At 74.3% G+C, this 15162-nt stretch carries 10 protein-coding genes; 4 read left to right on the forward strand and 6 right to left on the reverse strand.

The window, feature by feature from the left end; all coding sequences use genetic code 11:
- Positions 1-116: 116 nt before the first annotated feature.
- Entirely contained in the window at positions 117-1133 is a 1017-nt protein-coding gene (locus ACZ4FH_RS19885; RefSeq protein ID WP_467306226.1) for a small ribosomal subunit Rsm22 family protein, read from the reverse strand.
- Positions 1134-1352: 219 nt separating this feature from the next.
- Here ACZ4FH_RS19885 and ACZ4FH_RS19890 point away from each other — a divergent pair, with 219 nt between their 5' ends.
- Positions 1353-2648 (forward strand): hypothetical protein, encoded by a 1296-nt coding sequence (locus ACZ4FH_RS19890; protein WP_467306550.1) that lies wholly within the window; start codon positions 1353-1355, stop codon positions 2646-2648.
- Positions 2649-2716: 68 nt separating this feature from the next.
- Here ACZ4FH_RS19890 and ACZ4FH_RS19895 read toward each other — a convergent pair whose 3' ends face one another.
- Positions 2717-4012, reverse strand: coding sequence for a multidrug effflux MFS transporter (locus ACZ4FH_RS19895; protein ID WP_467306228.1), 1296 nt, complete (start codon positions 4010-4012; stop codon positions 2717-2719).
- Between the two features lie 79 nt (positions 4013-4091).
- Between ACZ4FH_RS19895 and ACZ4FH_RS19900 the strand changes: the two genes are divergently transcribed.
- Complete coding sequence (locus ACZ4FH_RS19900) at positions 4092-5093, forward strand: Gfo/Idh/MocA family protein (RefSeq protein WP_467306230.1); 1002 nt, start codon at positions 4092-4094, stop codon at positions 5091-5093.
- A 52-nt stretch (positions 5094-5145) separates the two neighbouring features.
- On the opposite strand, the gene ACZ4FH_RS19905 is transcribed toward ACZ4FH_RS19900, so the two are convergent.
- On the reverse strand, positions 5146-6774 hold the full coding sequence (locus ACZ4FH_RS19905; RefSeq protein WP_467306232.1) for an alkaline phosphatase D family protein: 1629 nt from the start codon (positions 6772-6774) through the stop codon (positions 5146-5148).
- 286 nt (positions 6775-7060) lie between these two features.
- On the opposite strand from ACZ4FH_RS19905, the gene ACZ4FH_RS19910 reads away from it, so the two are divergent.
- Positions 7061-7834: an SDR family oxidoreductase gene (locus ACZ4FH_RS19910; protein ID WP_467306234.1), complete on the forward strand. Its 774-nt coding sequence runs from the start codon at positions 7061-7063 to the stop codon at positions 7832-7834.
- A 33-nt stretch (positions 7835-7867) separates the two neighbouring features.
- On the opposite strand, the gene ACZ4FH_RS19915 is transcribed toward ACZ4FH_RS19910, so the two are convergent.
- Both ACZ4FH_RS19915 and ACZ4FH_RS19920 read right to left on the reverse strand, forming a co-directional pair.
- On the reverse strand, positions 7868-8800 hold the full coding sequence (locus ACZ4FH_RS19915; protein WP_467306236.1) for an NAD-dependent epimerase/dehydratase family protein: 933 nt from the start codon (positions 8798-8800) through the stop codon (positions 7868-7870).
- Entirely contained in the window at positions 8797-9864 is a 1068-nt protein-coding gene (locus ACZ4FH_RS19920; protein ID WP_467306237.1) for a ScbA/BarX family gamma-butyrolactone biosynthesis protein, read from the reverse strand. Before ACZ4FH_RS19920 ends, ACZ4FH_RS19915 begins: the two co-directional genes overlap by 4 nt.
- A 124-nt stretch (positions 9865-9988) precedes the next feature.
- Between ACZ4FH_RS19920 and ACZ4FH_RS19925 the strand changes: the two genes are divergently transcribed.
- Positions 9989-10651, forward strand: a complete 663-nt coding sequence (locus tag ACZ4FH_RS19925) for a ScbR family autoregulator-binding transcription factor (RefSeq protein WP_467306239.1) — start codon at positions 9989-9991, stop codon at positions 10649-10651.
- Between the two features lie 40 nt (positions 10652-10691).
- Here ACZ4FH_RS19925 and ACZ4FH_RS19930 read toward each other — a convergent pair whose 3' ends face one another.
- Positions 10692-15137 (reverse strand): CHAT domain-containing protein, encoded by a 4446-nt coding sequence (locus ACZ4FH_RS19930; protein WP_467306241.1) that lies wholly within the window; start codon positions 15135-15137, stop codon positions 10692-10694.
- Positions 15138-15162: the final 25 nt, after the last annotated feature.

Below are 15162 nucleotides of genomic sequence, written 5' to 3' on the forward strand. Positions count from 1 at the left end.
TATCGGGGCGACCCTCCGCCTTGCGATCGCACGCACCAGACGCCGCCGAGCCCGCCCTACGGGCGGACGGCGCTACTTTCCGGACACGCCCTAGGGCCTGTCCGGTTCGGGCCGGATCAGGGGCCCTCGGGCCTCCGGTCCGGGTCGTGCGGGGGCGGCCAGGCGTCGCCCCAGCCGGCGTCCCGGGCGGCGCGGTACAGCTCGCCGTGCCGCTTGGTGACCGTCTCCCGGCGCAGCCCCTCCTCGCGGGTGCACAGCTCCAGCAGCACCTGGCCCTTGCGGATCTGCGGGCGGCGCGTGACCCGGGCCGCCGCGGGCGTCACGGGGAAGCGGGTGGCGGCCACGTACGCGAATTTCTCGTCCTCGTACGGCAGTGAGCCGCCCTTGATCCGGCGGTGCAGCGAGGAGCGGCTGACCCGGGCGGAGAAGTGGCACCAGTCGGTGCCCGGCTCGATGGGGCAGGCGCCGCTGTGCGGGCAGGGCGCGGCGACGGTGAGGCCGGCGGCCACCAGCCGGTCGCGGGCCTCGATGACGCGGGCGTAGCCGTCGGGGGTGCCGGGTTCGACGACCACGACGGCCCCGGCGGTGCGGGCCACGTCGTCGACGAGGGCGGCGCGGGCCCCGGGGGTCAGCTCGTTGAGCACGTAGGAGACGGTCACCAGGTCGGCGGGGCCGGGGACGGGGTCCGTGCCGATCCGGGCGCGCACCCACTGCGCCTCGCGCAGGGCCGGGGCCCCGGAGGCGGCGGCCAGTTCGCGGCCGAGGGCGAGGGCGGGCTCGGCCCAGTCCAGGACGGTGCTGCGGGCGCCCTCCCAGGCCCCGGCGACCGCCCAGACCGCCGCTCCGGTGCCGCCGCCGACATCGGTGTGGGTGGCCGGGGCCCAGTCCGGCGCCGCCGCGCGCAGGGCGTCGAGCGCGGACCGTACGGCCTCGAAGGTGGCGGGCATCCGGTACGCGGCGTAGGCGGCGACGTCGGAGCGGTCGCGCAGGACCGGGGTGTCGGTGGGAACGGTTCCCCGGTAGTGGGCGATCAGCCGGTCGACGGCCTGGGCGGCCCGTTTGGGCGGCAGACCGTCCAGCAGGGCCGCGAGGGCGGCGCGCAGGTCGTCGGCGGTGGGGAGGGTGGCGTTCACCGAGGAATTGTAGGCGTCCGCGGCGAAGGTCCGGACCGGGGCCGGTTCCGGTGCAGAACCGGGACGGAATGGGTACGGAACCGAACTGCGGATCGGTACCGACCAGTTGCTACGCTGACCGCCGCGAGGTCGGTATTGCTCTTCGGGGGGACCATGAGGCTGAGGATCGGGCGACTGGCTCCGGTGGGCGTGCAGACCACCAGGCAGCGGGTCGTGCGCATGGCCCTGCTCGGCGGCGTGCTGGTGCTGGTCCTGGTGCTCCTGCTCGCCACCTGCGGGGGCGGGGACGCCAAGAAGAAGGACGACCCCACGCCGAAGAAGCCGGTGAAGCGGAGTGCCGCGCCGGCCACCCAGCTGACCGTCCCGTCCGCGTACACGACGCAGCGGGGCTGGGAGCTGGTCGGCACCTCCCCGGACTACGCGCTGTCGCGGACGACGGGGCGGCTGGCCTATCTGGTGCGGACCGCCGAGGGCGAGTACCAGCTGCGGACCATCGACTCGGAGACCGGCAAGGCGGGCTGGAGCGGCGAGAAGTGGCGGCCCCCGGCCGCGGCGCACTTCCCGAAGCTGCTCACCGTCACCGCCGACGACCACGAGTACTTCGTGACCTGGTCGTACGGGAAGGTCGGCGAGGACGCCCCGGCGCCCGCCGACCGGATCGTCTCCCTCGACGTGTACGCGGTGGAGGACGGCAGCCGGGAGCGCGTCGAGGTGCCGTGGTCCACGCAGCCGGCCGTGTCCGTGACCGGTCCCGGCATCCTGATCGGCGACGGCGGCACGACGAACGTGGTGGTGGACCCGGCGACGGGCCGGATCAGCCGGGTGCCGGCCAAGGCGCTGAAGTATCCGAAGGGCTGTGCGTCCTGCAAGCAGCTCACCGAGGTGCGCGGGGTCACGTCGAAGGGGCTGCTGGTCAGCGGGGCGCGGGAGTTCTGGGTGCAGGGCGGCTGGTTCAGCCGGAACGTGGCGCCCAAGGGCACCGACCGGCAGAGCGGCGTCCCGACCTCGGTGGCGCCCGGTCTGATCCTGGCCCGGTGGCAGCTGGCCAAGGGGACGAAGAACGCCGCGACGCACGAGCTGTGGACGGTGCACGACCTGGAGACCGGCAAGGCGCTGGTCTCGGTGCAGTGCCACAAGCCGGCGATCGCCCCGGGGCAGTTCCCGCAGGCGGTCGTCTCCTCCTCGGGCGGCTATCTGGTCGCCGGGAACCTGGCCTTCGACATGGAGGCCGGGAAGGGCTACTGCTTCGAGGACACGGAGGGCTCCAGGACCCTGGTGCTGGCGTCCGTGACCGACGGCGGCACGGCGTACGGGGCCACGAACGTGCGCAACGCCTCGGACGTGCTGGCCGGGGGCGGCTTCCCGGTGGAGGCCGACATCACCTCGGGGACGACGGACCTGCTGTCGCCGAACGTGCGGGTGCCCGGCGCGGAGGGCGCCGAGGGCACCGGGCTGTTCCGCTGGACGGACGACAAGGACCGCCAGCATCTGATCGGCTACCCGCGCGAGGACTGAGGCCGGTACGCGAAGAAGCCCGGCCGGGCGGCATCGGTGCCGTCCGGCCGGGCTTCTCGCGTACGGCGTCAGGGACGCGCGGCCAGGCGCTGCCAGGGGCGGCACATGCCGAGGAAGCAGCCCATCGCCGCCAGCGCGCAGACCAGCTGCACCACGGCCATCGGCACGGCGGTGTCCTCCCCCGCGACCCCGACGAGCGGGGAGGCGACGGCGCCGATCAGGAACGAGGAGGTGCCCAGCAGCGCGGAGGCGGACCCGGCGGCGTGCTTGGTGCGCATCAGCGCCTGGGCGTTGGTGTTGGGCATCGCGAGCCCCATCGCCGACATCAGCACGAAGAGCCCCGTCGCCACCGGCACCAGTCCGACGTCGCCGAAGACGCCGGTGGTCATCAGCAGCAGGGCGGTCGCGGCCAGCACGATCACGCCGAGGCCGATGCCGAGGGCCTTGTCGAGGCTGACCCGGCCGACGAGGACCTTGCCGTTGAACTGGCCCACCGCGATCAGCCCGATGGAGTTGACGCCGAACAGCAGGCTGAAGGTCTGCGGCGAGGCCCCGTAGATCTCCTGGACGACGAACGGCGAGGCGCTCACGTAGGAGAACAGGGCGGCGAAGGCGAGGCTGCCCGCGATCATGTAGCCGCTGAAGACCCGGTCGCCGAGGAGTCCGCGCATGGTGCGCAGCGCGTCCCCGACGCCTCCGGTGTGGCGCTCGGCGGGCGGCAGGGTCTCGTGCAGCCATTTGTGGACGACCAGGGTGAGCAGCAGCCCGACCACGGTGAGGACGGCGAAGATGCCGCGCCAGTCGGTGAAGCGCAGGACCTGGCCGCCGATCACGGGGGCGACGACCGGGGCGACGCCGGAGATCAGCATCAGCGTGGAGAAGAAACGGGCCATCTCGTCGCCGTCGTAGAGATCGCGGACCACGGCGCGGGCGATGACGATACCGGCGGCACCGGCGAGTCCCTGGATCAGCCGGAAGCCGATGAGCAGCTCGGCGGTCGGGGCGAAGACGCAGATCGCGGTGGCCAGGACGTAGACCACCATCCCGAGCATCAGCGGGCGGCGGCGCCCCCAGCGGTCGCTCATCGGCCCGACGACGAGCTGGCCGAGCGCCATGCCGGTGAGGCAGGCGGTGAGCGTGAGCTGGACGGTCGCGGCGGGGGCGTGCAGCGCGTCGGTGACGGCGGGCAGCGCCGGGAGGTACATGTCCATGGAGAGCGGCGGAAGCGCGGTGAGTCCGCCGAGGACCAGGGTGACGAGGAGGCCGGCGCGCCGGGCCGCCACCGGGGCACCGGCCGGGCCCGCCTCGGCCCGGGAATCGTGGGTGGGTATTCGCTGGGCCCGGCTGACGCCGCTGTCCGGCATTCTCATCTCCATAGTCGTTGAATTCGCCCTCTATGCTCTCAGCTCAGCCGGAATGGTCGACACCCTTGGGAGAGCGTGCATGAGCAGGACAGTCCGTTGGGGCGTGCTGGCGACGGGTGGGATCGCGGCGACCTTCACCGCGGATCTGCTGGCGATGCCCGGTGCGGAGGTGGTCGCCGTGGCCTCCCGCACGGACGCCTCGGCGAAGGCGTTCGCCGAGCGGTTCGGGATACCGAGGGCGTACGGGAGCTGGGCGGAGCTGATGGCCGACGCGGACGTGGACGTGGTGTACGTGGCCACGCCGCACTCCGCGCACCGGGCGGCGGCCGGGCTGGCGCTGGAGGCCGGGAAGCACGTGCTGTGCGAGAAGGCGTTCACCCTGAACGCGCGCGAGGCGCGGGAGCTGGTGGATCTGGCCCGGGAGCGCGGTCTGTTCCTGATGGAGGCCATGTGGACGTATCTGAACCCGGTGATCCGGCGGATGACGGAGCTGGTCCGCGACGGGGCGATCGGTGAGATCCGGACCGTCCAGGCCGATTTCGGCTTCGCGGGTGAGCTGGACGCCGGGCACCGGCTGCGGAACCCCGCGCTGGGCGGCGGCGCCCTGCTGGACCTGGGGGTCTATCCGGTGTCGTTCGCGCAGCTGCTGCTGGGCGAGCCGGACCGGGTGCGGGCCGACGCGCTGCTGTCGCCGGAGGGCGTCGATCTGAACACCGGGATGCTGCTGGGCTGGGACTCGGGCGCGAACGCGCTGCTGTCCTGCTCGATCGTGGGTCACCATCCGACGGCGGCGACGGTGATCGGCACGGCCGGGCGGATCGACGTCCCCGAGAACTTCTTCCACCCGGGCCGCTTCGTGCTGCACCGGGCCGGTCACGAGCCGGAGGAGATCGTCTCGGGTCCCGGGCCGCAGGGGCTGACCGGGATGCAGTTCGAGGCGGCCGAGGTGATGCGGGCCGTCCTGGCGGGCGAGAAGGAGTCCCCGCTGGTGCCGCTGGAGGGGTCGCTCGCGGTGATGCGGACGCTCGACGCGGTGCGTGAGCGCATCGGCGTCCGCTACCCGGTGGACGGCCCGGCCTGAGACCGCGGGCCCTTCGCGCGGGGTGCCGCGCGAAGGGCCCCGGGGGCCCGGGTCAGGCGGGGGTGAGGCCCGGACGGCCCGCCTCCGTGACGAACGAGGCGGCCGTCGTGACGGGGGCGCCCGGCGTGGTGACGGCGGACACGGTGCGGTAGTCGGCGCGGGCCAGCCCCTCCCGCAGGGTGACCAGCGCGTAGCCGCGGCGGCCGTTGTAGTACTTCATGTGCGGGTTGGCGGTCGTGAGGTTGGTCCAGTTCGCGGGCTTCTCCGAGCCGTTCTTGCCGCTGGTGATCGAGGTGGCGACGATCTCGGTGCCGACGGTGCGCGAGGCGGGGTCGTCGAAGTCGGCCTTCAGGTCGAAGGCGTAGCCGACGTGCACATCGCCGGTGAGGACCATCAGGTTGTCCACCCCGGCGGACTCGGCGCCGCGCAGCACGCGGTCGCGGGAGGCGGGGTAGCCGTCCCAGGAGTCCATGGAGAGCTTGTACGCGTCGGTCGGGACGTCGCGCCGCCGGGCGAAGGTGACCTGCTGCGGGACGACGTTCCACACGGCGCGCGAGTGGCGCCAGCCGTCGATGAGCCAGCGTTCCTGGGCGGCGCCGGTGAGGGTGCGCGAGGGGTCCTCGGACTCGGGGCCGGGGGTCTGCCAGCCGTCGCCGTAGGCCTGGTCGCTGCGGTACTGGCGGGTGTCGAGGATGTCGAACTGGGCGAGCCGGCCGAACTGGAGGCGCCGGTAGAGCCGCATGTCCGGGCCCTGCGGCAGCTGCGGGGTGCGCAGCGGCTGGTTCTCCCAGTACGCGCGGTAGGCGGCGGCCCGGCGGATCAGGAACTCCTCGGGCGGCACGCTGTTCTCGGGGGTGCCGCCCGCGTAGTTGTTCTCCGTCTCGTGGTCGTCCCAGGTGACGACGAAGGGGTGCGCGGCGTGCGCGGCGCGCAGGTCGGGGTCGGATTTGTAGAGGGCGTACCGCAGCCGGTAGTCCTCCAGCGTGGTCGTCTCCCGGTTGAAGAGCGCGGGCAGGGTGCGGTCGGTGTAGTTGCGGGCGCCGCCCACGGCGTTGACCGCGTACTCGTAGAGGTAGTCGCCGAGGTGGAAGACGACGTCGACGTCCTCGTCCGCGAGGTGCTTGTACGCGGTGAAGTAGCCGTCGTGGTACGCCTGGCAGGAGACGGCGGCCAGCCGCAGCTCGCCGGTGCGGGCGCCGGGGGCGGGGGCGGTGCGGGTCCGGCCGACGGGGCTGGTCCACTGTCCGGTGCGGAAGCGGTAGTAGAGGACCCGGTCCGGGGCGAGGCCCTTCACCTCGACGTGGACGCTGTGGTGGAACTCCGGGTGCGCGAGGGCGGTGCCGCGCCGGACGATGCGCTGGAAGCGTTCGTCGCGGGCGAGTTCCCAGCGGACCTCGACCCGGGCGGGGGGCAGTCCGCTGTCCGGTTCGAAGGGGCGGGGCGCGAGGCGGGTCCAGAGGAGGACGGATTCGGGCAGCGGGTCTCCGGAGGCGACGCCGAGCGTGAAGGGGTTCTCGGTGATCTTCCTGCCGTCGAGTGCGGCGGCGCTCGCGGTTCCGGCGGCCGGCAGCCCGACCGAGAAGGCGAGTGCGGCGGCGGCTCCGGTGACCGTGAGGAAGCGGCGCCGGTCGGTGTGCCGGGCGGCCTCGCGCAGCTCCTGCTGGGGCGATGCGTGCGTCATCTGTCCCTCCCCTGACTGGTGGTGTGGGGGGAAGTCCACCGGTCCGGCGCATCGCGCGGCTGTCGCGCTCGCGACGCGCGGGCGTCGGCGCGGTGAGGAGTGCGGCAGGAATGGATCCCCCAGGGCAAACACCGCATACGCGGCCGAAACCATGATCATCACCGGTGGGTGCGGGGTCCGGGGGAATCGCCGGTCCGGGCCGGAAAATCACTCCCGGGGGGCGAACCCCCCGCCTCCGCGCCCCCTTTGGCCCGTCCGGCGGGCGGCGGGCGTACGCTGCCGCCCCATGAGCAACAGTCTGTCGCACAGCACCACACGGACCGCCGTGGTCACGGGCGCCGGTTCCGGGATCGGCCGCGCGGTGGCGCTGGCCCTGAGCGGTGCGGGCTGGTCGGTGGCGCTCGCGGGCCGCCGTCCGGGCCCGCTCGCCGAGACCGCCGCGCTCGCCGCCCCGGACGCCCGGATGATCACCGTCCCGGCGGACGTGTCCCGCCCGGAGGACGTCGACGCCCTGTTCTCCGCGGTGCGCGAGACCTTCGGCCATCTCGGTCTGCTCTTCAACAACGCGGGGACCTTCGGGCCCGGCGGCGTACCGGTGGAGGATCTGGCGTACGAGGACTGGCGCACGGTCGTCGACACCAATCTGACCGGGGCGTTCCTCTGCGCCCAGGGGGCCTACCGGCTGATGCGCGCGCAGGACCCGCAGGGCGGCCGGATCATCAACAACGGTTCGATCTCCGCCCACACCCCGCGTCCGCACTCCGTGGCGTACACCGCGACCAAGCACGCGATCACCGGCCTGACCAAGTCGCTGTCCCTGGACGGGCGTCCGTACCGCATCGCCTGCGGTCAGATCGACATCGGCAACGCGGCCACCGACATGACCGAGCGCATGAGCACCGGCACCCTCCAGGCCAACGGCGAGACGGCCGTGGAGCCGGTCATGGCGGCGGCGGACGTGGCCCGGACCGTGGTCCACATGGCGGAGCTGCCCCTGGAGGCCAACGTGCAGTTCGCCACGGTGATGGCGACGGCGATGCCGTACGTGGGACGGGGCTGACGGCCCGCCCGGCCGGTCCGGGGCGCCCCGGGGTCAGCGGGCGAGGAACTCCCGGTACCAGGAGGCGTGCGCGGCGAAGGACTCCGCGAAGGCGGGGCCGGGGGTCCAGTCCAGTTCCTTCTCGGCGCGGTCGTCGTCGAACCAGTGGTCCACGGCCAGCATCTCGAAGTGGTGCCGGGCCCTCGGGGCCGCCTCCAGCCGGGCCCACACCGCGTCCGTGCCGATCTCGCCGTCGACACCGGGCGGCCGGAGGGCGCCGAGCACGGTGGACAGCAGCTCCGAGCAGCCGACCGGTTCGGGGTGGTTGACGTGGAAGACGCCGGACGGCGCGGCCGGGGCGAGGGCGGCGCCGAGCAGGGCCCGGCCCAGGCTCTCCACCTCGATCATCGAATGGCGGGCCGGACAGCCGGCGGGTGCGGCGGACAGGTAGCGCAGCAGCCCCACCAGTCCCGGGACGACCCACCGGTCCCCCGTCCCGTACACCAGGTGCGGGCGCAGCACCGCTCCCTGGGCCTCCAGGACGTGGCGCTCGGCGGCGGCCCGGGTGCGGCTGGCCGCGGAGACCGGGGCGAGCGGGGCGGCCTCCGGCAGCAGCGCGGTGAAGGGGCCCCGGCCGTAGACGGAGGCGGTGGAGAGCTGGACGATCCGGCCGGCCCCGGCCCGGACCGCCTCGTCGACGAGGGCGCGGGTGCCGTGGTCGTTGACGGCGCGCAGGGTGTCCTCGTCGGCGTCGATCCGGGAGGCGCAGTGGATGACCGCGTCCACGCCGTCGCAGCTGCCGCGCAGGGACGCGGGGTCGGCGAGGTCGCCGCGCACCGTCTCCACGTCGGGCCCGGTGAGGGAGGGGCCGAGGGCGGTGCGGTGGGTCATCAGGCGGAGCCGGACCCCGGGCGTGGCGCGGGCGGCGGCGGCCACCCGGCCGCCGATGAATCCGGTCGCTCCGGTGATGAGAAGGCGGGGGCTCATGCGCGGTCGCTCCGGACGTCGTGGGGGCCGGCCGGCAGGCCGGCCGAGAACAGGTCGCAGGTGAAGGCGGGGATGCCGTCCTGGACGGCCCGCACCCGCACCCCGGCGGGCAGGGCGTCCTCCGCCGGCAGCTCCTCGGCCTCGATCCGGCAGGGGCGGTCCAGCTCCACGTACTGGTGGAAATCGGCCTGCATCGTCGTCGGCAGGAAGGGAGCGCCGCCCGATGCGTGGGCGGCCTGCCGGGCCGCTTCCAGGAGCAGGATGCCCGGTACGTGATCGTTGGGGCGCCCGAAGAGGGTCGGGTGGCGGGTGTCCAGCCGCAGCTGCCAGGCCCCGGGGGCCGCGTCGGGCGAGAGGACGACGTCCTGTTCGCGGGTCCTGCCGACCGTGCGCGGCGCGACGGCGGGCAGGAGGGGTATCGGGGTGTCGAGGACCGTGCTGCGGTGTCCGCGCATCTTCTGGTACGCCCGCGCCGAGGAGCAGCTGATCCGGCCGCCGCCGGTGGCGAGGACGGTGCCGCGCCGGTGCAGCAGCAGTTCGAGGTGCATGGAGCCGAGGCTCCGGCCGCGCCGGCGGATCCGGGAGCAGGAGACGTCCACCGTGATGTCCCACGGTTCGTCGTTGCGTTCGAGGCGTTCGGACGCGGAGGTGTAGCGCAGCTCCCACATCACGAAGGCGTCGCCGACCGGCACACCGAACTGGGCGTGGGCGATCAGCATCGTCGTCTGCCGCATGGTCTCCGCTATGAGGAGCGGGTCCTGGTGGCGGCCGACGGGGGCGAAGAAGCGGTGGGCGCGGGGCCAGCGCGCGGCGACGGAGAACTGGGTCTCGGTGAGCGGGGTCAGTCCGGTGGGGAAGGCGTCCCGCAGATCGGTCCGGTGAACCAGCTCACCCAGCCGCTCGGGCGCCCAGCCTCTGTGGCCCGGTTCCCCGACCCCGGCGGCGGCTTCCGCTTCCGCGCCTTCGGCGGGTGGTCCGGACGGGCGGCCGGTGCCGGTGGCGCGCTCGGCGGACCGGGCGTCGTCCACCGCGGTCGAAGCGCTGCGTGAGGTGAGCCGAACCATGAAGTTCCCCCAGGAGGATCCGCGCCGACGGGCCGAGCCGCCCCGAGTAAGATACTGACAGCCCGGTATTCCCCTCCAGCCAACCCCCTGTGGCCCCCACCACGCCACTATTAGAGAGAAGCTGATGGCACAGCAGGCGCGCGCGATCCAGACCCGGCACTCGATCCTGGTGGCGGCCGCAGACGTGTTCGACGAGCGGGGTTACAGCAGCGCCACCATCAGCGAGATCCTGGCCCGGGCCGGGGTGACCAAGGGCGCGATGTACTTCCACTTCGCCTCGAAGGAAGAGCTCGCGCTCGGCGTGATGGACATCCAGCTGGACAGCGATCCGCTGCCCCCGCAGCTCACCAAGCTCCAGGAGCTGGTGGACCAGGGCATGCTCCTGGCCTACCGGCTGCGCCATGAGCCGCTGGTCCGGGCGAGCGTCGGCCTGGCCATGGACCAGGCCGTGGAGGGCCTGGTCAGGGGCACTCCGTTCCGTGGCTGGATAGACCGGATCGAGCAGCTGCTGACGGCCGCCAAGGCCCAGGGCGAGCTGCTGCCGCACGTCAATCCGGGTGAGGCCGCGGAGATGCTGGCGGGTTCCTTCTCGGGCATCCAGGTGATGTCCCAGGTGCTGACCAACCGCGAGGACCTGGGCCGGCGCATCTCGGTCCTGCTGCACTACATCCTGCCCAGCATCTCGACCCCGGCCGTCCTGGCCACGCTGGACATGGCGGAGGACCGCGGCGAGCGGCTGGTCCTGGGCCGGGAGACGGTGCCGAGCCAGGCCGCGGCCTCCGGCTGAGCGCACCCGGGACCGGCCGGCGGGACACGCCCGGGTCCGGTCAGGCTCCCGCGTGCAGGTACGCGGCCCATTCGTGCGGCCGGTCCGGCGCACGGTCCCGCAGCTCCCTGACCGCCTCGTGGACCGCGTACGCGGCCGTCGGCCCGCCGGCCGGGGAGCGGGCGTGGAAGGCGGTGAGGAACGCGCCGATCCGCGTGCTCTCCACCTCCCACAGCGTGCCCACCGCCTGCGGACAGCCGGCCAGCAGAAACGCGCCGGAGACGTGCACGGCCTCGTCCGTGAGCCGGGTGGACGTCCGCGCGGTACCGCAGGCCGTGAGTACGGCGAGCCGGGTCGACTCGGGCCGGATCCGGCAGATGTCGGCCACGGACAGCGCCTCCCCGGACGGCAGCTGGATCCATCCGCCCGAGGGCTCCTCGGGCGAACCGTGGGCGTGGCAGCCGAACTGCACCCACTGGGACCGTTCCAGGGCCGCGAGAACCGCCGGACGGGTGGCCGCCTCCCCGACGAGCAGGGTCGGGTGGGCGAAGGCGTCCGCGGTGAGCCGGGCCGCGGCCACGGCGCCCGGCAGGATCTCGTCCGTCTCGGAGACGATCAGCGCGCGCTCCGCCCCGGTGCCGGGCTGCCGGGCCGCCCGGGACCGGGCGTGGGCCAGGGTCTGGAACCCGGGTACGTAGGAGGAGACGACCCGGTCGAGCGCGCTGCCCGGCCGGCCCCGCTCGCAGTCCTCGGACACGCACTGCGCCGCGTGCAGCGGCAGCGCCCCGAACGGTCCGGTCGGCACCCACCAGATCCTCGGCGGTGCGGCGCCCGGGGGCAGCGCGCCGTCGCTCCGCAGCTGGTCGAGTACGGGTTCCACCACGGTGTGCCAGGTCCAGCCGAGCAGCCGGTGGATCGTGTCCCGGGCCTCGATCAGCCGGGACGGCGGCGGCCGGCTGCCGCCGCGCGCGTGGATCGTCGCGATGGCCTGGGCGAACTCCTGCGCCGCTGCCGTGACTTCCTGGGCCCGCACATCCAGGAGCAGCGCGGTCGCCCCCTCGGTGGTGACGACGAAGGCGATGCACGAGAGGGTGCCCGCGTGGTTGAGCACGACGACCGGCCCCTCGGCCGCGAGGGCCCGCAGGCGCTCCGGCGGGAGCGGGGCGGCGAAGTCCTCGAAGCCCGGTCGCGTCCGGATGTGCTCGATGAGCCGGTCCAGTTCCCCGGAGGCGCGCCGCGCCGCCAGCCGGGCACGGCCGGTTCCGTCGCCCGGTCCCCGCTCCAGCTCCCCGGTGATCCGGGCGAACCGGGAGGCCAGGGCGGGGTGTTCCCGGGCCAGTGCGCCGAGGTCGGTACGGGATTCCAGGCGCCTGGCCAGGAGCAGGCCGCGGCCGCGTTCGTGCAGGGCCAGGGCCGCGTCGACCCGGGGGCCCCGCACGGTGTGGATCAGCCCCGGGTCCGGAAGCGCGGCCGTGAGCGCGGCGAGCGCGGCCTCGTCGCCGGGTTCGAGGCGTTCGAGGCGTTCCGTGACCGTCCGCAGCTCCTCGGCCACCTCCATGGCGTGGGTCGCGTTGCGGCGGTGCAGCAGGTGGATCGCGATCATTCCCGTGAGCAGGCGCATATCGCCGTCGAAGCCCAGGAGTCCGTGCTCGGCGGCGTGCTGCGGGCCTCCCCGGTCGGTCACCCGCTCCAGCAGTTCCACGGTCTCCGCCCCCAGCGACAGCGCCCGGTCGATGTCCTGTCTGCCGGTGTCGGTGCAGTTCACCGCCGCCGCGATCCCGGCGTGGGCGCGCAACCAGACCGAGAGGCCGGGGCTGCGCAGCACGGCGAGGTGCCGCTCCAGCCGGTCCGCGGGCGCGAGCGAACTCCACAGGGAGGGCGTCAGCCCGCCCATCGGACCGGCCGGCGGACCCGCGTCCTCCCCGCCGGGCCGCCGGGCGGGGACGTCCGGGTCGGCCACGGGCGGCTCGCCCGGTCCGGCGCGCAGGAGGGCGGCCATCATCCGCACCATGGTGACGACCGCCGGGTCGCAGTCGTCCGCGAACGAGTCGAGCGCGGTCTCGGCCTCGTCGATCAGCCGGCCGGCGCCGTCCGGATCGCCGGGCCCCACCGCCATGGAGCGCAGCAGCAGGGCCCGGGTCAGGGTCATGCCCGCGGATGTCCGGTGCGGCCCCGGCGGCGCGGCCCGGAACGTCCTGCGGCATGCCTCGACCTCCGCCTCCGTGGTGCCGGTGACCGGGCCGCCGCCGGGGCCGACGAGAGCGATCAGGTTCTTCAGGTTCTCGGCGCGGCTGCGGTTCCCGTCCGTCCCGGGCTCCTCGGCGTCGGCCCGCCGCCCGGCCTCGATCAGCCGGGGCAGCAGTTCCCTGGCGTGCTCCAGCAGGTCGGGGTCGTGCGTGTGGGTGTAGGCGAGGATGTCGGCCATGACCCCGAAGTAGAGCGCCCGGAAGGCCTCCGCCGCGCTCTGCGGTTCCCCGCCCGGCGGGGACCCCTCCCGCTCCTCGTGGACGGCGACCGATTCCATCACCAGGTCCGGCTCGCCGGTCGTCGCGCCCAGCACCACGAGCAGTTCGGCGAGCCGGGCCGCCACCGCGTCGGAGGGGTCGGTCTCCTCGTACGCCCGGCGCAGGATCGCGGTCGCCTCCGTGAGGGTCCCGGCGTCGGCGGTGCTCAGGTCCTCCGTGCCCAGCAGGGCGCCCAGCCACTCGACCGCCGCGCCCCGCAGGTCCTCGTCCCGGCCGAGCCGGTCCAGCACGGTCCGGAGGTCCCCGACCCGGGCCGCCAGGGTGGGGGGTTCGGTGTCGTCCTCGTCCAGCAGCGCGAGCATGGACCGCAGGCCCGCGAGGTCGCCCCCCATCTCCTCCCTGATCGTGTCGGCGGCCGCCGTGAGCAGTCCGGCCGGTTCGCGCAGTACCTCGCAGCCCATGCCGCCCAGGACACGCTCCGATTCGGCGGACCACGGGGGGTCGGTGAGCGCGCACAGGGCGCCGAGGACGGCCTCGCGGGCATGCCCGGCCCGGAGCCAGACGAGGGGTTCGAACCCCTCCGGTGCGCAGGCCGCCGTCGCTTCGGTGACCTCGGCGGCCGTCGCCTTCCACCGGGCGGCCGCGCCCGGGGGGTCGTCGGGCGGATCCTCGGCCCTGACCAGCGCCGACCCGGCGAGGACGACGCCGAGCACCGGGCGCAGCGGGTCCTCCGGTGCGAGCGCGTCGAAGGCCTTGCGGTAGCGGCGGAGCCGTTCGAACGGCCGGTCCGAGGGGTCGTCCGGGGCCTGGTCGACGAGGCAGTCGGCGAAGGCGAGGGCGGCCCGCACATCGGCGGGGAGACCGGGCAGGCCGTGGTCGCGGGCCAGTTGCTCCGCCAGGTCCAGCATGCGGTCGAGCAGTGCGGCGGTCTCACCCGCCCGCTGCCGGTCCTGGTCGCGCTGGAGCAGGACGTACCGTACGACGGCCGCCTCGATCCGTTCCTTCGGTCCGGCCTCGGGGCGCGGGGCGTCGCCGGTGTCCTCGCCCAGCCGGTCGAGGATGTCGTGCAGGGTGGCGGCGAGGACGCCTCGGTCCGGGGCGTCCTGCGGCAGCGCGGCGAGCGCGGCCCTTACGCGCACGGCCGCGCAGGCCAGGACGTGGGCGGTCCCGCTGCCCAGGGCCTCCGCGGCGAGCAGCAGTCCGGTGGCGGCGTGGGCCTCGGCGGGGTCCTGGTGGGCGGCGCTCCACAGCTCCCGCAGCCTCGCGAGCGCGTCGGCCGTGTCGGGCAGCGGGGTGATGCCGTAGCCGGTGAGCAGGTGCTCGACCCGGTCGGGGGCGGGTTCGCCCAGCAGCAGGGCGGCACGGACGACCACGTCGAACAGCCGGGGCAGCAGGGCGCCCTGGCGGGGGTGCGAGGGCGGCACCAGGACGCACGCCTTGGCCGCGGTCCGGGCCGCCGCCGTCAGCGAGTCGGGGTCGGCCAGCGCCTCGAAACGCTGCATGCGCAGCGCGACGAGTGCCGTGGAGAGGTCGCCGTAGCCCTCGTGGGCGGCGGGCATCACGGTGAACGCGTCGAGCAGCCAGGCGAGCCCCTGGTCGTAGCGGGCGGCCGCTCGGGCCGGGTCGTCGCGCTCCTCCGCGTACCCGGCGACGGTGGTGCAGGCGGTGCTCATGAGGCAGGCGAAGTCCGCGAGGCAGGTGTGCGGGTCGGTCTCCGGTTCCCCGGCCTCCGGTGGCAGCTCGGGCAGCATCCGGGGGTCGGGGAGCCGGGGGCGCAGCGTGTTGCGCAGAACGAGGGCGATCGTGGCCTCCGCCTCGGCCTCCGGGTTCCGTTCCCCGGCTCCGGCCCGGAACCAGTACGTCCAGCAGATCAGCAGCAGGGGGCCGAACCGGACCTCCCGGTCCGGTGCCGGTGCCACCGCCACGAGCAGCCTGAGGGCGTCCGCCCCGGTCTCCTCGCTCAGCAGCTCCTGGAGGTCCCGGGTCCTCTCGGCCCGGTCCAGCCGGCCGGCCACACGACGGATCAACGCGTCGTCAGACATGACGCGTATCATACGGTGACACAGC

This window comes from Streptomyces sp. NPDC024555 (assembly GCF_055559335.1).